Origin of the sequence: Flavobacterium hibernum (genome assembly GCF_000832125.1) — a bacterium.
GTDB classification, from domain to species: Bacteria; Bacteroidota; Bacteroidia; order Flavobacteriales; family Flavobacteriaceae; genus Flavobacterium; species Flavobacterium hibernum.
In genome coordinates this window covers 20,172-37,358 of record NZ_JPRK01000002.1, presented here as the reverse complement: position 1 = coordinate 37,358, position 17,187 = coordinate 20,172, and the positions used below count along the sequence as shown (strand labels likewise).

The window sequence follows — 17,187 nt, the reverse complement described above, 5'->3', positions numbered from 1 at the left end:
ATTGGCTATGATTAAAAATATAAAAAAGATTTTCACAACCCTTACAATGCTTTCTGTATTTGGCGCGATAGCACAGCAAGATCCCCAATACACGCAGTATATGTACAATACGCTTAGTGTAAACTCTGCGTATGCCGGATCATTAGGACACTTGGCTATAACTGGTATTTACAGATCACAATGGGTTGGACTTGAAGGCGCACCAAACACACAATCTTTTACGCTTGATACTCCTGTGGGAAAAAACGTTGGACTAGGTTTATCTGTAGTAAGCGAGGAAATTGGCCCATCAGAAGAGCAGTATCTTGATGCAAACTTCTCCTATACCATTCCGTCAGGGCTAACTCATAAATTATCTTTTGGAATAAAAGGAGGTGGTCGAGTTATTAATATCGATTGGACAAAAGGAAGTTATAGAGATCCTGATGTTCAGTTTCGTGAAAATATTACCAATAAATTTCTTCCGGTAGTTGGTGCAGGTTTATACTGGCATGGCGAACGAGATTATATCGGAATATCGATTCCAAACTTTTTGACCAGAGAACGCTATAATTATGATGATATTGCCGATGATTTGGTTAACGAACGTATGCATCTTTATCTTATTGGAGGAATTGTTTTTGACCTCTCGGCACATACCAAATTTAAACCTGCTGTAATGGTAAAATACGTGGCTGGAGCTCCATTAATAGCCGATTTCTCTGCCAATTTTATGTTCAATAACTGCGTAACACTTGGAGCTTCTTATCGAACAGCAGATTCTGTAAGTGCATTGGCATCATTACAAATCACACCGCAGTTTCTTATAGGCTATTCTTACGATTATAGTACTACCGAATTACAAAATTATAATAGCGGTACGCACGAAATTATGCTTCGATTTGAATTAGTATCACGCAAAAAGGGATTAAAATCTCCTAGATTCTTTTAATACTAGCATTATGGAAAAAAGAATTATTATACTCGCCTTGCTAATTATACAAATGGTTAATTCGCAAACTAAGAACAAAACGGCCGATGCCCTTTTTGATAAAATGTATTATATCGATGCCGCAAAATCATATGAACTATCAATTAAAAATGGTGATGCCTCAAAAGAAATCTTGCAGCGTTTAGGAGATGCGCACTATTTTAATACCCAAATGCAAGATGCCAGTAAGTGGTACGGTAAACTCCTAGCCGATTATTCTGCTGAGGTTCCTGCGGAGTACTATTTTAGATATGCACAGTCTTTACAAGGAATTCAAAATTATGAACTGGCGAAAAAATGGATGAAAAGTTTTTCTGAGAAACAAAAAACAACTGATTCAAGAGCTCAAAACTTTTCTCTAAAAACCGTAACTCTTGAAGATATAAAGAAAATAAAACCGCAATTTGTTCTCGAAAATTTAGAAATCAATTCGGCTTACTCAGATTTTGGTCCAATGTTTTATAAAGACAATCTGGTTTATGCTACAACCATAGATTCCTCTTTTTTAAAAACTGCAAAGTACGGATGGAACGATCAACCTTATTTAAATCTGCAACTCGGAAAAGTAAGTCCAACGCAAACCAACGTAACTTTTAAGGAACGCTTTGCAAAAGAAATTACAACGCAATATCATGAAGCTTGCGTCGCTTTTTCGCCAGATGAAAAAACAATTTATTTTACCCGAAACAATTATAACGGTAAATTAAAAAGGGACAATAAAGGCGTGAATAATCTAAAATTATACTCGGCAAAAGCTGTAGAAAGCAGTAACGGAAATGTACGTTGGGAGAACGTAAAAGAACTTCCGTTTAATAGCGACAATTATTCTGTTGGGCAACCAACTATAAGCAAAGATGGTAAAAGACTGTATTTTGTTTCTGACATGCCCGGAACAATTGGTTCTACAGATATTTTTATGGTAGATATTTTGGGCGAAGATCAATATTCGAATCCTAAAAACTTGGGCGAAAAAATAAATACAAGCGGTCGCGAAATGTTTCCGTTTATAACAGATAAAGCTTTGTACTTTGCCTCTGACGGTTTCTTGGGATTAGGAGGTTTAGATGTTTTTGAAAGCCGATTGAATGATGAAATCTTCGATACACCTGTAAATCTAGGTGCACCATTAAACAGTAGTATGGACGATTTTGGATATATTGTAAACGAAGAAACGAACAAAGGTTTTGTATGCTCGAACCGAAAATCAGGAAAAGGAGATGATGATATTTACTCTTTTGAAAGAAGCTGTACACAAGCTATAAAAGGTTATGTTTTTGATGCTATTTCTAACAAAAAAATTCCAGGTGCCATCGTGACGCTCAAAAACAATGAAAATCAGGAATTACAGCAAATTGTTTCTAGAATTGACGGAAAATTTGAATTTGAAGAAAATATAAATTGCAATACGCCTTATACCATAGAAGTGGTTAAAGAAAATTTTACAACCTCATCAAAAGCCCTTCTAACTCCCGAAAATTCTGGTATAACCGAAGTGCCAATTGGACTTGATCCAAATTTAATAGAACGCAAAGAAGGAGTTTTAAAAATCAAAATTGGAATTATTTTCTTTGATCTCAATAAATCAGATATACGTTATGATGCTGCAATAGAACTTAATAAAGTAGTTTTATTAATGACTCAATATCCTTCGGTAGTTATCAAGATTGAATCTCATACAGATTCGAGAGCTGACGATCAATACAATCTTGAATTATCTGATCGAAGAGCAAAAGCTACCAGAGATTATATCATTTCGCAAGGAATTGCTCCTGAACGAATTGAAAGCGCCATTGGTTATGGCGAAACTCAGCTAATTAATAATTGTTCTAATGGTGTTCCTTGTTCCGAAGCTCAGCATCAAATGAACAGGCGAAGCGAATTTATTATTACAAAAATGTAAATCAATGTATCTTAACAAATTAAAATCATTTGTAATTTCAATATTCATAATTCGAATATTGAAATTGCAAATGATCACATTTTATATAAATAGACAAATACGGCACCTTTTCAGAATACCGTATTTTATCCAACTAATCAAATTCAATCTTTATAGACTTGCTTTTACTTCCCCGCAAGTCAACATATTTTTTGGATAGTAAGGATTTTTAATTTCTTTACTATCACTTAACCACATCGCGCCAGTCATTGGGCAAACCTGCAAATTTAATGCTGTATCTACCGCTTTAAATTTGGGTGCCATATCCCAAAATTTAACCGAAAGTGTCTGGAAAATTTTGCGCTGCTTATTAATGTTTTTTGTTGCTGCAACTTCTCCCGCAAGTTCTATAATTTCTTTTCTTGCCGTTGTAGCCGCGTTCATTTGTTCGAGACTTAACTTTTTAAATTTGAAGTTCTTTAACGAAAGTTGCAATGCTGTCGCATTTTTAACCACCGCAAGACTATCCGAGACAAGAAGATTATTCTTTAAGGCCAGATAATTGGTTGTAATTTCTTTTTTTTCGGCTTCGCGCTTTGCAACTAATTCCGGAGCAACTTCTTCCTTAGATGTTATTTGAGCATTTGTAAGAGTACTTAATCCTAGTAATGCTATAACTAATAATTTTCTCATATATCTGTTTTATTTATTTTTGAAGTAATCTTATCAATTTCTATCAAAATACTTTCAAAATGTTCTTTGTTTAAACCTGTACTTCCCACCATCAATTTTGTAACATCAGATCTTAATTTTACAAGATGTTGTTTCGCATATAACCTTACATCACTACGTTGTGCAGTATTCAATGCTCTAGTTCCTTCAGCTTCTTTAGGTAATAACAATAAATATAGTTTATCAATATAACTGCGCTGAAGTGCACGTCTGTAATAATCTTGTTTTTCGTCTCCGCTAAATTTAACCCAAACCGTTTGTTCTAAATCGTTTAAAAATTCCGGAACGGTATAAGCTCCTTCAAACTGCATCGATTTTAGGCTAATGTTGTACAAAATACCTGAGCTCAACAACATGTTTAAAACTTGATTTTGCTGGTCTGCGATTTGATCTTCGGTCTTTAATGAAGTTAATTGACTAATATCCTGAGGATACATCCAAAGTGGCGCATTAAACAATTGTCGTCCTACATAATCTACCGCCGCTTTTATTTTGGCTTTAGGAACAGGCTGATACACTACTCCTTTTTCATCAACAGTTCTTTTAGTCACATAATTATTACCAATATATTTTAGTACATGATATAAATACAAACCATATTGTCTAACAACTGCTTTATGCATATCCGATAAATTATCATAAGCATCGTTAGGTTGATAAGTCCATTCAATAAGATTAGGAACTACACGCTTTAAATTTTTAATTCCGTAATCGCTGGCAAGAACGGCATCATCTCCAAGATCTTCTGTCTGACTGCGCGGATCTTCATCTTTCCCTTCGCCTCCAAACCATAATTTTGGATTTGCTGTTAAGCTATCTGTCGTTATCTTGGCAAGTATTTTTTCTTCTTCAAATTCGTCTTTAGCTTTTGGAAAATAAGTATATCCCCACTGAAGAGCCCATTTATCATAAGCACCAATACGCGGATAAATTCCTTTTGGGCTAATGTTATCTTCTGGCTGTGCAACATAATTAAAACGGGCGTAATCCATTATAGAAACGGTATGACCATTTGCTTCAACCCATTTTTTATCTCTAAGTTTTTCTACAGGTGTAGCACTACTCGCTCCCATATTATGACGTAAGCCAATGGTGTGTCCAATTTCATGCGACGAAACGAAACGTATTAATTGTCCCATTAACTCATCATCTAAGTGCATTTTTCTTGCTCTCGCATCTAGAGGTCCTGCCTGAATCATGTACCATCTTTGTACTAATTTCATCACATTATGATACCAACCTACGTGACTTTCTATGATTTCTCCACTTCTTGGATCACTTACTCTTGGTCCGTAAGCATTTGGAGTTTCAGATGCGTAATATCTAACTACAGAATATCTTGCATCTTCTAAACTCATTGTTGGATCATTTTCTGGCCATTCTTTACCAACAATTGCATTTTTAAAACCCGCCGCTTCAAAAGCTTTTTGCCAATCGTTTATTCCTGCAATTAAATACGGTCTCCATTTTTTTGGAGTTGCCGGATCAATGTAATACACAATCTGTTTTTTAGGCTCGACCAATTCTCCTCTTTCATACTTTTTAATGTCTTTATCTTTTGGTTCCAAACGATAACGCTGAATTATAAACTTGGTCTGAGCGCGTTGTTCATCATCATCAAACAAAACATATTTATTGGCAAAATACCCCACTCTTTCATCAGCAAAACGTTTGCGCATTGGCGTTTTTGGCAACAACACAATCGAGGTATTTACTCTCAGTGTTATTGTTCCGCTGCTCGCGGTTGTACTTGTGTAGGTTTTTGTAGTTTTAACTTCTACGTTAATCGGGTATGTGTCTATAGTCTCAATAAAAGACTTATCATCGGCTAGAGAAGTTAATTTTTTCTCTGTTTTCTCCTGACTTCCTAACGAGAACATCGCATTCTCTTTCTTGAACGCATCTGTTACTTCAATAACAACATTTCCGTTATCAGGATTGGTTGTTTTTATAGGAAAAGCGGCCACAATTGGATTCTCGTTGCTTCCTTCTAATGCTTTTGCCAGCATAGAATCAGCGTTGCGAACATCTTGTCTATATTGCAATGATCTTAGAAAAACGGTATTGTTTGCTCCTTTCTCAAAATAAATAGTTTGCTCGTTGGCTTTTTCTCCACCAAAACGTCCAAACCCTTCAGGAGTCGAAAGATATCTGGTTACAACCAGCATATATCTATTAAATAAACTGTCTGGAATTTGCAAATAATATTTAGTATCAACCTGACTTACAACAAATAATCCTGATTTAGTTTTAGCCTTATCTGTAATTACTTTATTGTAAGGCTGCATGCCTTTTGGCTGTGTAGCGGTACTATCTGCTTTTTTTTCGGGGGTTTGAGCAAAACCATGCTGACCTGCGGCCAGCATGATTAGTAATATAATTAATTTCTTCATTGGAGTTAAAACGGAAGTTTTTCGTCTGTGTTTAAAGTAAGTTTTGGATTTTTTGTCAAGGCAGACAATGGAAACGGTATAATATATAGTTTCGAATTAGGCTGTAACGTATACGTTTTTTGTGGAACGGTTTTGTTCACTAACGGAAATACTCTTGTAACAGTTTTTGCATATTCAGTTTCAGTATTTAATCGTTTAAGATCAAAGAAACGATTGAAACCTAAAAGCAATTCTTTTCTGCGTTCGTTTATTACCAATTGCATCGTTGCTGCTCTAGTTGTTGGAACGGCTAAATTTACAGTTCCTGATACAATACGTTTGGCTCTTAATGTATTTAAAACACCTACAGCTTCTGCAAATTTATCTTCTCTCGCATAACACTCAGCTTGCATTAAGTATACTTCAGTTGTTTTCATTCCAACAGTTGGATAAAAGAATCTTGTATATACAATCGACCAATAAGCTGTATTTGAACCCTGATCTAAATTTGTTGCGCTGGTTGTATTGAAAAACAAATTAAAACGTGCATCGTTTGTACCAAATAAAGTTCTTAGTTCCGGACTTATAACATATTGATAGGCAAAGTTCATTTCATTATAACCTGTCATGTACTGGTAACTTAATACTTCTACATTATTTGCAGCGGGTACAGTAACTACTGTTGGACCACCTTGTTTGCTGTAAGCTACCATATCAAAAATTTGATTATTGTAGCTTAATGATTTTTCGGCAGCTTCTCTTGCTTTGGCAATTTCTCTTTTAAACAAATGAACTTTTGCTTTAAATGCATACGCAAATGCTAATGATGGATGATATACATCTAGTGGTTTTTCCTGAAGATATGGTAAAGCATCTTCGATATCTTTTTGGATAAAATCGTAAACCTGAGCTACAGTCGATTTTGCTGGCTGAGCTTCCAGATCAAATTTATCCATGATACAAATACCTCCATCTGTTGCAGCAGTTTGCGGATTATATCCTTTTGCATAAGTGTTTATTAACAAAAAGTGATCGTAAGCTCTGTTAATTTTAGCTTCGGCTTTTGCTAACTGTTTTGTACTTTCTTCTCCTTTACTATTATCAACTAATGTAATAATGGTATTCCATCTATTAATATAAGAGTAAGCCTGATTGTAAAAACTTGAAGTTTTTAATAACGAAACTCTGTCTGCCGTTTCATCAAAAGTAAAATTAATGATATCAACGTTTGGAGTTATTCCTATTACGTTGCTTTCTTTCATCCATTGATCATCTGACAAATATTGAAAGTTATTGATTGGATAACCTCTGTTTGGCAGCGATACCATTTCGTAAAATTGTGCTGCAGTTTCGATAACCAACGCACCTTTTGGCGTTACATCTGTATATTCTTCGCATGATGTTACGGTTAACATCAAAAGCGACAGTGTTATTATATATATCTGTTTCATTTTTTTATAGCGTTAGATTTAAACCTAATAAGAATGTTTTTGGCGATGGTAAATTACGTGTACCACTATTAGCCGAATAAACTTCAGGATCAATACGATTCCCGGCAGCACTCCAATACCAAAGATTATTTATTTGAAATGTAAACTTAGCCGATGCTATTTTCATTTTATTAGCAAAAGGTTTTGACAAATTATAAGCCATAGAAATGTTTCTTAGTTTGATGTAATCTCCATCGACCACATTTACATCTGAGTTTCTCCATTGACTGCTTATCGTTGAAGCATAAGTTCTAACATTTTCTGCAAAATCTACATATAAACGAGTATTCCCGTTTTGGTTTGTATCTGTGTAACGATCTGAAATACCTGAAAGAGTTACTAAATCTGTACTCATATCCATAGTTTCTTTACGCATTACATTTCCTCCTGAGAAAACAAACAAGAAATTTAAATCAAATTGTTTGTATGAAAATCGTTGTGATACTGAACCTGTATATGTTGGCATTAAAGTTCCCATGTTAACTAGAGCTGCAACGTTGTTTACAGATTTTACAGAAGTTGATATGGGGTTTCCAGAAGCGTCGAAAGTAATTGACGGATTTCCGTTTTCATCTAAAATATAAGGATATCCATTTACAGTTCCTCCATATTTGTAAGCATACAAGCTATTGTAAACCTCGTTTTCTAGGAAGTAATCGCCTGGAAAACCAACATAGTTAGACGCTGTAGATTCGGCTCTGGTAATCTTTTTAACAGTTGTTTTATTAAAACCAAAAATTAGGTTTGAAGCAATACGGAAACTTCCGTTATTGTACCACTCAGATCCTAAACTAAATTCGACACCTTTATTTAGCAAAGCTCCTGCATTAATTCTTCTGCTTAATGCACCAACCGTAGGATCTAAATCTGTTGTTGCTAATAAATCTGAACTGTATTTACGGTAAACATCAATGCTTCCGTTTAACTTACTGCGAAACAAACTATAATCTACACCAAAGTTAGTACTTTGTGTTTTCTCCCATCTTAACATAGGATTTGGCTGTGCCGTAACATTGATGTATTGTAAAGATTGATATAAGTTATCGTTTCTTCGTGTAGCAGTTACATATGGAGTTGTAGATTGATCTATATTTCCGTTAATACCATAAGTTGCTCTAACTTTTAAAGCACTAACCCATTTTATTTCTTTCATGAAATCTTCGCTGCTAGCATTCCATCCTAAACCTGCTGACCATAACGGACGGTTTTTGTATTTAGGATCTACTCCAAACAAATCTGCTCTGTCTACTCTGTAACTTCCTGTTACGTTATATTTAGATAAATAAGTATAATTTAAAGTGCTAAAAACTGAAAAGTAACGGTGTAGCGATTCTTGCTGCGTTCTTGATACAGCTCCTAAAGTTCTGTTGTTTCCGGAAATGTAACTCGCAACTCCTGTTTGGCTCAGTGACAAACTATTAAGTACTGCAGAAGAAAGTGTTACAGGATCGTAACCGTATCTTATTTGTTCGATATTTCGAGGAGAACTGCTTTCTCTCATTTCAAAACCGGCAACTGCATTTACAGAGTGTTTTCCCTCTCCAAATTCCTGAGTAAAATCTAATTGGTTTCTAAAAGTATAATTGCTACCCTGATTACTCAATTGTTTGTAACGACCTCCTGTAGAAAAACCTTCTACATAAGTGTAAGCATTTGTAGTTGGATTGTATCCTGTTAATGCATTAATGGCATAACGCATTTTATAAGAGTTTATGTCGTTGTATTCTGAACTCTCATATCTTCTGGCTTCATATTGAAATTGCGTATTAAAACTTAAACCTTTGTAAAGCTTGGCTTTAATGTTTGCAAATGCTCTTAAACTTAATGAACTTTGATTTTTGATTCCTTCCTGAAGTGAATTTAAAACATTAAACTCGTTAGATTTGAAACCACTTAAAGCGGCAAGTTTTCTAGCAACTATCGGATTAATAAGTCCGCTTGAAGTAAAACCATCACTAAGACCTACAAATGGAGACATTACTAGATTTCCGTTGTCATCAGTAATACGCTCATATCTTTTTTGAATATCGTAATTACCATAATCAATATCCGTTACATCATCATTGCTTAAAGTTCCGTTTAAACCAACTGTTGCTTCCAACCAATTGTTTACCTGAAAACTACTTTTTGCATACAAATTAAAAGCATTGCTTTTGTTATTTTTAATACGAGCTTTAGATTCGTCGTAGTTTAACGATACATACGTGTTTTGTTTTCTTGTACTTCCAGAAAATGTAATGTTGTAACGTTGTCTAAATTCATCCTGCCAAACGTTATCTCTGTAATCTTTATAGTAGTCGTTCTTTCTCCATTGCGCAATCGTACTATTATAATCGGCATTGGTTACTTTTCCTTCTTCTAAATCTCGGTTTAATTGGTAAAGTGGGCTGTAATATTTCATACTACTGCTTCCAATATCTCCATAGATATTAAACATATCTGTAGTATTGGCAAATCTTGCTCTTTCTCTTTTATAAACTGCTTGTTCAAAATCGACTATATCGCTTGTAGAAGCATAGTTCATATCTCCTAAATTTGGTTTTGTAGAGATAAAGAAATCCGTATTTACAGTAACTTTTAAGTTACCATTTCCTTTTTTAGTGCTTAAAACGATAACACCGTTTGCTGCTCTTGAGCCATAAATAGAGGCCGCTGCTGCATCTTTAAGAACATTTACGCTCTCAATATCATAAGGGTTGATTTGATCCAGAGTCAATTCGGTTGGCAAACCATCTATTACAATAAGCGGGCTGTAACCTACTTGTAGAGATGAAAAAGTACCAATTCCTCTTAAGATTGGTTTATCTGCTGTAGTTCCGTTAGGATTTTTTTGAAACATTAAACCTGCTACACGTCCTTCTAAGGCAGTAGCCAAATCAGCATTGATGTTTTCATTTAAAACTTTTTCATCTACAGTTGCTATAGCTCCTGTTGAATGTTTTCTTTCAAGAGTTTGATAACCTGTTATAACAACTTCTTTCATTATAGCAACTTTCTCTTCGGCAACAATTGTCAATTGAGTACGTCCGCCAATAGCGATAGATTTTTTCTCGACTGTTAATCCTGAGATTTCAATTATACCTTCAGATGACACATTATCAAGAGAAAAACCTCCGTCAAAATCGGTTACAACATGAATGTTCGTGCCTACAACATTTACATTTACACCCGGAAAAGGCTCATTTTTATTGTTTAGTATTTTTCCGCGTATACCGATTAATCCGTTTCCCACTTTTTCCTCTTTTGCAGCCGTTACCACAATGGTTTGATTGGTAATGGAGTACTTTAAGTTTTGGGCGTTAAAAATTTGATTCAATACTTCTTTCAAAGCAGAATTCTTTACGTTTATGGTTACAGGTTTCGAATCTTTTAGCAATTTCTGCGTATAAAAAACTTCGTAGTTGGCCTGTTTTGCCACTTCTTTTAGCACCGTTTCTAGTGGCGCATCTTTAAATTTAAGGGTAATATTTTGTGCTTGACCTGTAAAACTGCAAAACAGCACAAACAAGAAACTAAATGCCCATAAAGGGATTGAAAAATTAAAATCGAAAATATTTCTTTCGACTTTTTTGTAAGGTTTTTTTGGTTGTAAATTAAATTTCATACATTTACATTTGGTTTTAGTTAAACAATAGGTGGACAACTTATATTGACTATATACTTTTTAACAACCAGAAGCATCGCAACTGCCTCTGGTTTTTTAGTTTATAATCTCAATATAATAGGGTAAATTTAAAATTAGGGATAAACTATAATGGTTCTTCCTTCTACCTTAAATTTTATATTACTAAGCTCAAGTACTTTTAATACTTCAGACAAATTTTTATTCATAAACGTTCCGCCGCTAAATCTCACATCCGAAACATCTCCGCGATATTCTACTTTAATTCCGTACCAGCGTTCCAATTGTCTCATTACCGTTTTTAAATCGGCATTGTCAAATTTAAAACGACCATTTTTCCAGGCAATAGCTTCGTCAGTATCTACTTCTCTAATTTTAATTTTAGTAAAGTTGTCAGATACATTCGATTGTTGTCCGGGTTTTAGAATTGATTTTTGATTTTTAAAACTTACCGCAACACTTCCTTCTAATAAAGTAGTTTTTACAACTGATTCATTTGCGTAAGCGTGTACGTTAAAGTGAGTTCCTAAAACTTCTATAGACTGATTGTCTGATTTTACAATAAAGGGTTTGTTTTTATTCTTGGCGACTTCAAAATAAGCTTCACCTTCTAACTCAACCAGTCTTTTATCTCCATTAAACTGAGTTGGATATTTAATTGATGAAACTGCGTTTAGATATACTTTTGTACCATCTGCCAAAACAATATTATACTGTCCTCCTGTTGGTGTTGATAAAGTATTGAATGCGTTAGGATTATTTTTTGAAGCATCGGCGTCTGGATTTATGATATAGGTAATAACTCCGTTTGCGCCCATTTTAATGGTAACTTCTTCGCCTTCTTTAGCAATGGTATCTTTTGCCGAAATATTCGCCAATATAATTTGCTTTCCGTTTGAAAGTGTCAGGATTCCACGGGTTCCACCCGGAGCAATTTCCTGTGCTTTTTCGGTAACCTGAATAATTTGTTCTTTTGGTTTTGTAAAATAAAATATTCCTGTACCCAATAACAAAGCGATCGAAGCAGCAACAGCAACACGTGGCCAAAGGCGAATTACTTTTGGTTCTGCCTGCAATGGCAATTTCGATTTTAGCAATTCGTAACTATCCTCAAGTTCATAGTCGCTAAGCTGCAAATTGCTTGTAGAAGCTTTGTGTAAATACCACGCATCGAGTTTATCCTGATCTTCATTAGATAAGGTTCCTTCTTGGTATTTTTGTAGCAATGCTAAAATTTCATTTTCCTTCATAATTACAACACGATATTTTGTCCTGTTTTATATAAGACAGTTAGAAAGTACTTTTGTCATAGATAATGACGAAAAAAAATTAAAAAAATATTATTATATCATTAACAAAATCAAACTAACGTTATTTTATAACTATAAATAAGACAGTTACGAGAAGATTTTGCCACAGAAATTAACAATAAGTATTATTATAATTTACCAAATAAAAACACTTACTAAGGACTTGAGTTTTTCTCTTAGTATTTTTAGCGAATTGTAGACTTGTTGCTTGGCTGTTTTATCTGTAATGTTTAATTGAAGTGCAATTTCATCATACGAAAGCTCTTCGACTTTTCGTAATAAAAAAACTTCGCGCATTTTTTCGGGAAGTAAAGCAATTTCTTTTGCAATTATGGCTTCTAATTCTTGCTCTCTAATTTTCGAATCTGCTAAAATGTAGTCATTTTCGATAAAATTTGAAATGGAATCTGCATAACGCGAAACTACTTTTTCGTGTGCGATATGATTTAATATTCTGTTTTTTGTTGCTTTGTATAAGTAAGAAGATAGAGAACCTGTAATTGCCAATTCGTATCTTTTGTTCCAAATACTTAAAAATATTTCCTGAACAATATCATTCGCTTCATCCTGATTACCAAGTACTTTGTACGCATTATTGACTAAAATTCTAGAATATCGCTCAAAAATTTCTGTATACGCTAATTGATTATCTTCCTTAAGAAGAGTAATTAAAGTATGATCATCATATTTGTTATAAACAGACATTTTTTAGGCGAAGTGAAGATCCAAAAAGCAATATTAAACATTTTTTATGTTAAAACCCAAAACATGATTCAATCAAAAAAATGCTTTTGACTTTAAAAGTTATTCTGAAATCATAAATTATTGACAATTCTAATTCTGAAATTAATGATTATTCTGACTTAAAAATTAAGCACTCTAACCAATTGATTTATCCAGATTTAGAAAAAATGGTTTGAATTAAGAAATAAATTTAATTCAAACCATTGTAAGTTAAATTCAAATAAAGTGACTTACTCCATCGAAAACCATTCCTGAACATCTTGCGCAATGGTTTCTTTATTTACGATACTTTCGAACTCATTATTTGTTGCATTGTATTTATAAGCTTCCTGCCATTCTTTATAATAAAAAGCAACTTTTTCTATAGCATTGCAAATAAACAAAAGTTCATCGTTTGTCATTGTTGGATGTAAAGAAATGCGAACCCAACCCGGTTTATTACTTAAATTTTTCTGAAGAAGTTCTTTTGTCATTTCAGCAGATTGTTCTTCATCAATTCCAAATAAATAATGGGCATAAGTACTCGCACAAGACCAACCGCCACGAACCTGAATTCCAAAACGATCGTTTAAAAGTCTAACAATTAAATTGTAATGAATGTTTGAAATTGTAAAAGAAACGCAACCAATTCTTTCGGTATTTAAATCGCCCAAAATAGATAATCCATCAATTTTTTGAAGTTTTGAATAACAAAGATTTAGCAATTCTTTTTCTCTATTTTTCATATTCACGATACCCATTTGTTCTTTTAATTCTAAACAAAGAGCCGTTCTCATTACTTGCAAAAATCCTGGAGTTCCACCATCTTCCTTTACTTCTATCGCATCGCTATAATGATATTCGCCCCAAGGATTGGTACATTTTACGTTTCCTCCACCGGGATTGTCAGGAAAATTTGACTTGTATAATTTTTCATTAAAAACCAAAACTCCACAAGTTCCAGGCCCTCCCAAAAATTTATGAGGCGAAAAGAAAATGGCATCCAATTGTTCTTCGGGATCTTCGGGATGCATATTAATAGAAACGTAAGGCGCCGAAGCCGCAAAATCAACAAAACAATAGCCACCGTTTTGATGCATAATTTTGGCGAGTTCGTGATAAGGCGTAATAATTCCTGTTACGTTAGAACAAGCTGTAAACGAACCTATTTTTACACTCCTATTTTTGTACTTTTTAATTTCTTCTGCCAAAATTTTTGGATCAACCAAATTATGTTCATTAGCAGGTAAAATCGCAACATCGGCAATGGTTTCATACCACGGAACCTGATTAGAATGATGTTCCATATGTGTAATAAAAACAACTGGTCTTTCGTCATCAAACTTTAAGTTTACATTGTAAATATTGTCATGAGAACGAAGCCCCATAATGCGTTGCAATTTTGATAAAGCTGCTGTCATTCCTGTTCCAGTAGTTACCAAACAATCGGCATTATTAGCATTTACATGCTTTTTAATTAGGTTCCTAGCATGTTGATAGGCATATGTAGATGCTTTACCGGTTTCGCTTGAAAACGAATGTGTATTGGCAATCATTGGCCCAATTTTATTCAGCATTATATCTTCAATTGGTATGTATAATCGTCCGCTGGCGATCCAATCTGCATACAGAAGTTTTTGTGTTCCATACTCAGATTCGAACGTGTGATTTACGCCAATTGTATTTCCTCTAAACTTAGAAAAAAATTGTTCTAATTTTGTTGTAGTAGCTTTTTCTATAACGGTTTCCATTGCGCTCTTTTTATAAAAACAATTATTTTTTAAATTTTTGTATTCCAGAATTCAACCAATTGTAATAATCTTCAATATCAGGATTATATGCAGATGGTTCGACCAAGTTTGCGCTATTGTGATCTACAATTACGTAATAAGGTTGTGCATTTGCTTTATAGGTTTTAATTTGTAAATCGCTCCATTTGTTCCCAATTGTTTTGATTTTTTTTCCAGTAGTTTCTGAGACATATTGTTCGTTTTCCGGCAACTCTTTTTTGTCGTCTACATACAATGAAATTAAAACTACATTATTTTTTAAAACGTTCAAAACTTTAGCATCTGACCAAACTAACTCTTCCATTTTTCTACAATTTACGCACGCATAACCTGTAAAATCAAGTAAAACTGGTTTTCCGTTTTTCTTTGCGAATTCCATTCCTTTCTGATAATCATGAAAAGTAATAATGTTTTGCGGACCAAATTCTGCTCCGTCAGGTAAAACTGATTTTGTTTCTCCTGAACTCTTAGATCCTCCAAATCCTTCTGGCGATTCACTATATTGCATTGGAGGCGCAAATCCGCTAATTAATTTTAAAGGTGCACCCCAAAGTCCCGGAATTAGGTAAATGGTAAAGGATAAAACGATGAGTCCAAAACTTAATCTTCCAACCGAAATATGATTTAATGGAGAATCGTGCGGTAAAGTAATTTTTCCGAATAAATAGAAAGCCAACGTTCCAAAAACGGCAATCCAAATCGTTAAAAAAACTTCTCTTTCCAGCCAATGCAATTGCAAAACCAAATCGGCATTTGATAAAAATTTGAATGCTAAAGCCAATTCCAAAAATCCCAAAACTACTTTTACCGTATTCAGCCATCCGCCAGATTTTGGCAAAGCATTTAACCAACCCGGAAATGCTGCAAACAATGAAAACGGCAACGCAATTGCTGTCGAAAATCCTAACATTCCAACAATTGGCGCAATACCACCTTTTGATGCTGCTTCGACCAATAAAGTTCCTACAATTGGTCCTGTACAAGAAAAGGAAACAATTGCCAAGGCAAGAGCCATAAAGAAAATCCCAATTAATCCTCCTCTATCTGCTTGCGAATCGACTTTGTTTGCTAATGCATTTGGTAACATAATTTCGAAAGCTCCTAAAAAAGAAACTGCAAAGACAACTAATAAAACAAAGAATATAAGGTTGAACCAAACATTGGTCGAAAGTGCATTTAAAGAATCTGCACCAAAAACTGCTGTTACAATTGAACCCAATAAAACATAAATAATGATAATTGAAAATCCGTAAATCAAAGCATTTCTTATTCCTGCCGCTTTGGTTTTACTTTGTTTGGTAAAATAACTTACAGTCATTGGAATCATTGGAAAAACACAAGGTGTCAATAAAGCTGCAAAACCTGATAAAAATGCTATAATAAAAATACTTATTAAACCTCTGGAATCTTTTTTCTTAGCTGGACTTGAAACTGTTTTTTCTTCTTTTTCTACTTTTTCTATAGTGGCTTTTTCGTCAACAATTGCTGAATCTTTTGTTGCTGCGGTTTCTTCGGCGGAAGCCACCTTTTTTGAATTTGGTATTTTAAAAGTCAATTCTTCAGATGACGGTGGTAAACAATTACTATCGTCGCAAACCATAAATTCGACTTCGGCGGCGATGTTTGTAATTTGATCTGATGTGAATTTTATTTTTTGGGTAAAAAGTGCTTTATCTTCAAAATATTTAATTTTCATATTGAAGATTTTATCTACTACTTCGTGTCCTTTTCCTTCGGTAGTTTTACCGTTTAACTCAAAGTTTTTCTTGGGATTTTTGAAAGTAAAGGCTGTCGCCGATGGCCCACCTTCTTCAATGTATTGTCCGTATAAATGCCAACCGGACTGAATCACTGCTTCGGCTTTTAGGACATATTCTTTATCTGAAATTTTTTCTACAGAAGTACTCCATTTTACCGGATTATACATTTGTCCAAACATACTGCAACTCAAAAGCAATAGTAAGGTTGTGATGCTATTTTTCATTGTTTATTGTTTTTGATATTTTAAGTTTGATTAAAAAAAGAGCTGTTTGCCAACAGCTCTTTTACAGTCTTTCTTAGAAATTTGCTTACTAATTCAGTTCCTAATATTAAAAAATGAAAGACTACTATTAAAAATATTTTTTGTGGTTTTTGTTTAATCGCAATCTTGTCATCCCGAGGAACGAGGGATCTCCGCCAGAAACTCTGTAAAGTAAATCCCTATCTTTGTCGAGCCTCTCACGGAGATCCCTCGTTCCTCGGGATGACAAAAATATGCAGGGTAACCTCAGTTAAAAGATGTTGAAACCTTACGTCT

10 protein-coding genes are annotated in these 17,187 nt (G+C 34.1%); 2 read left to right on the top strand and 8 right to left on the bottom strand.

The annotated features are described in order from the left end of the window. The first annotated feature begins 7 nt into the window (after positions 1-7). Both IW18_RS00320 and IW18_RS00315 read left to right on the top strand, forming a co-directional pair. Entirely contained in the window at positions 8-931 is a 924-nt protein-coding gene (locus IW18_RS00320; protein ID WP_084607877.1) for a PorP/SprF family type IX secretion system membrane protein, read from the top strand. A 10-nt stretch (positions 932-941) separates the two neighbouring features. Next, on the top strand, positions 942-2,870 hold the full coding sequence (locus tag IW18_RS00315; RefSeq protein WP_041515596.1) for an OmpA family protein: 1,929 nt from the start codon (positions 942-944) through the stop codon (positions 2,868-2,870). A 150-nt stretch (positions 2,871-3,020) separates the two neighbouring features. On the opposite strand, the gene IW18_RS00310 is transcribed toward IW18_RS00315, so the two are convergent. The 8 genes from IW18_RS00310 to IW18_RS00275 form a co-directional block, all read right to left on the bottom strand. Further along, positions 3,021-3,542: a DUF3347 domain-containing protein gene (locus IW18_RS00310; RefSeq protein ID WP_041515595.1), complete on the bottom strand. Its 522-nt coding sequence runs from the start codon at positions 3,540-3,542 to the stop codon at positions 3,021-3,023. Beyond that, positions 3,539-5,974 carry a zinc-dependent metalloprotease gene (locus IW18_RS00305; RefSeq protein WP_041515594.1) on the bottom strand — a complete coding sequence of 812 codons (2,436 nt, stop codon included), beginning with the start codon at positions 5,972-5,974 and terminating at the stop codon, positions 3,539-3,541. The genes IW18_RS00310 and IW18_RS00305 overlap by 4 nt, the downstream gene beginning before the upstream one ends. A 5-nt stretch (positions 5,975-5,979) precedes the next feature. Continuing rightward, positions 5,980-7,404, bottom strand: coding sequence for a RagB/SusD family nutrient uptake outer membrane protein (locus IW18_RS00300; protein WP_041515593.1), 1,425 nt, complete (start codon positions 7,402-7,404; stop codon positions 5,980-5,982). Positions 7,405-7,408: 4 nt separating this feature from the next. Beyond that, the gene (locus IW18_RS00295; protein WP_041515592.1) at positions 7,409-11,047 is read right to left on the bottom strand and encodes a SusC/RagA family TonB-linked outer membrane protein; all 3,639 of its coding nucleotides are present in this window, start codon (positions 11,045-11,047) and stop codon (positions 7,409-7,411) included. 134 nt (positions 11,048-11,181) lie between these two features. Beyond that, entirely contained in the window at positions 11,182-12,315 is a 1,134-nt protein-coding gene (locus IW18_RS00290; RefSeq protein WP_041515591.1) for a FecR family protein, read from the bottom strand. A gap of 195 nt (positions 12,316-12,510) precedes the next feature. Further along, a complete protein-coding gene (locus tag IW18_RS00285) occupies positions 12,511-13,080 on the bottom strand; it encodes an RNA polymerase sigma factor (protein ID WP_041515590.1) in 570 nt (189 codons plus the stop codon). Between the two features lie 269 nt (positions 13,081-13,349). After that, positions 13,350-14,849, bottom strand: a complete 1,500-nt coding sequence (locus tag IW18_RS00280) for an aminotransferase class V-fold PLP-dependent enzyme (protein WP_041515589.1) — start codon at positions 14,847-14,849, stop codon at positions 13,350-13,352. 22 nt (positions 14,850-14,871) lie between these two features. Then, a complete protein-coding gene (locus tag IW18_RS00275) occupies positions 14,872-16,872 on the bottom strand; it encodes a protein-disulfide reductase DsbD family protein (RefSeq protein WP_041515588.1) in 2,001 nt (666 codons plus the stop codon). Positions 16,873-17,187: the final 315 nt, after the last annotated feature.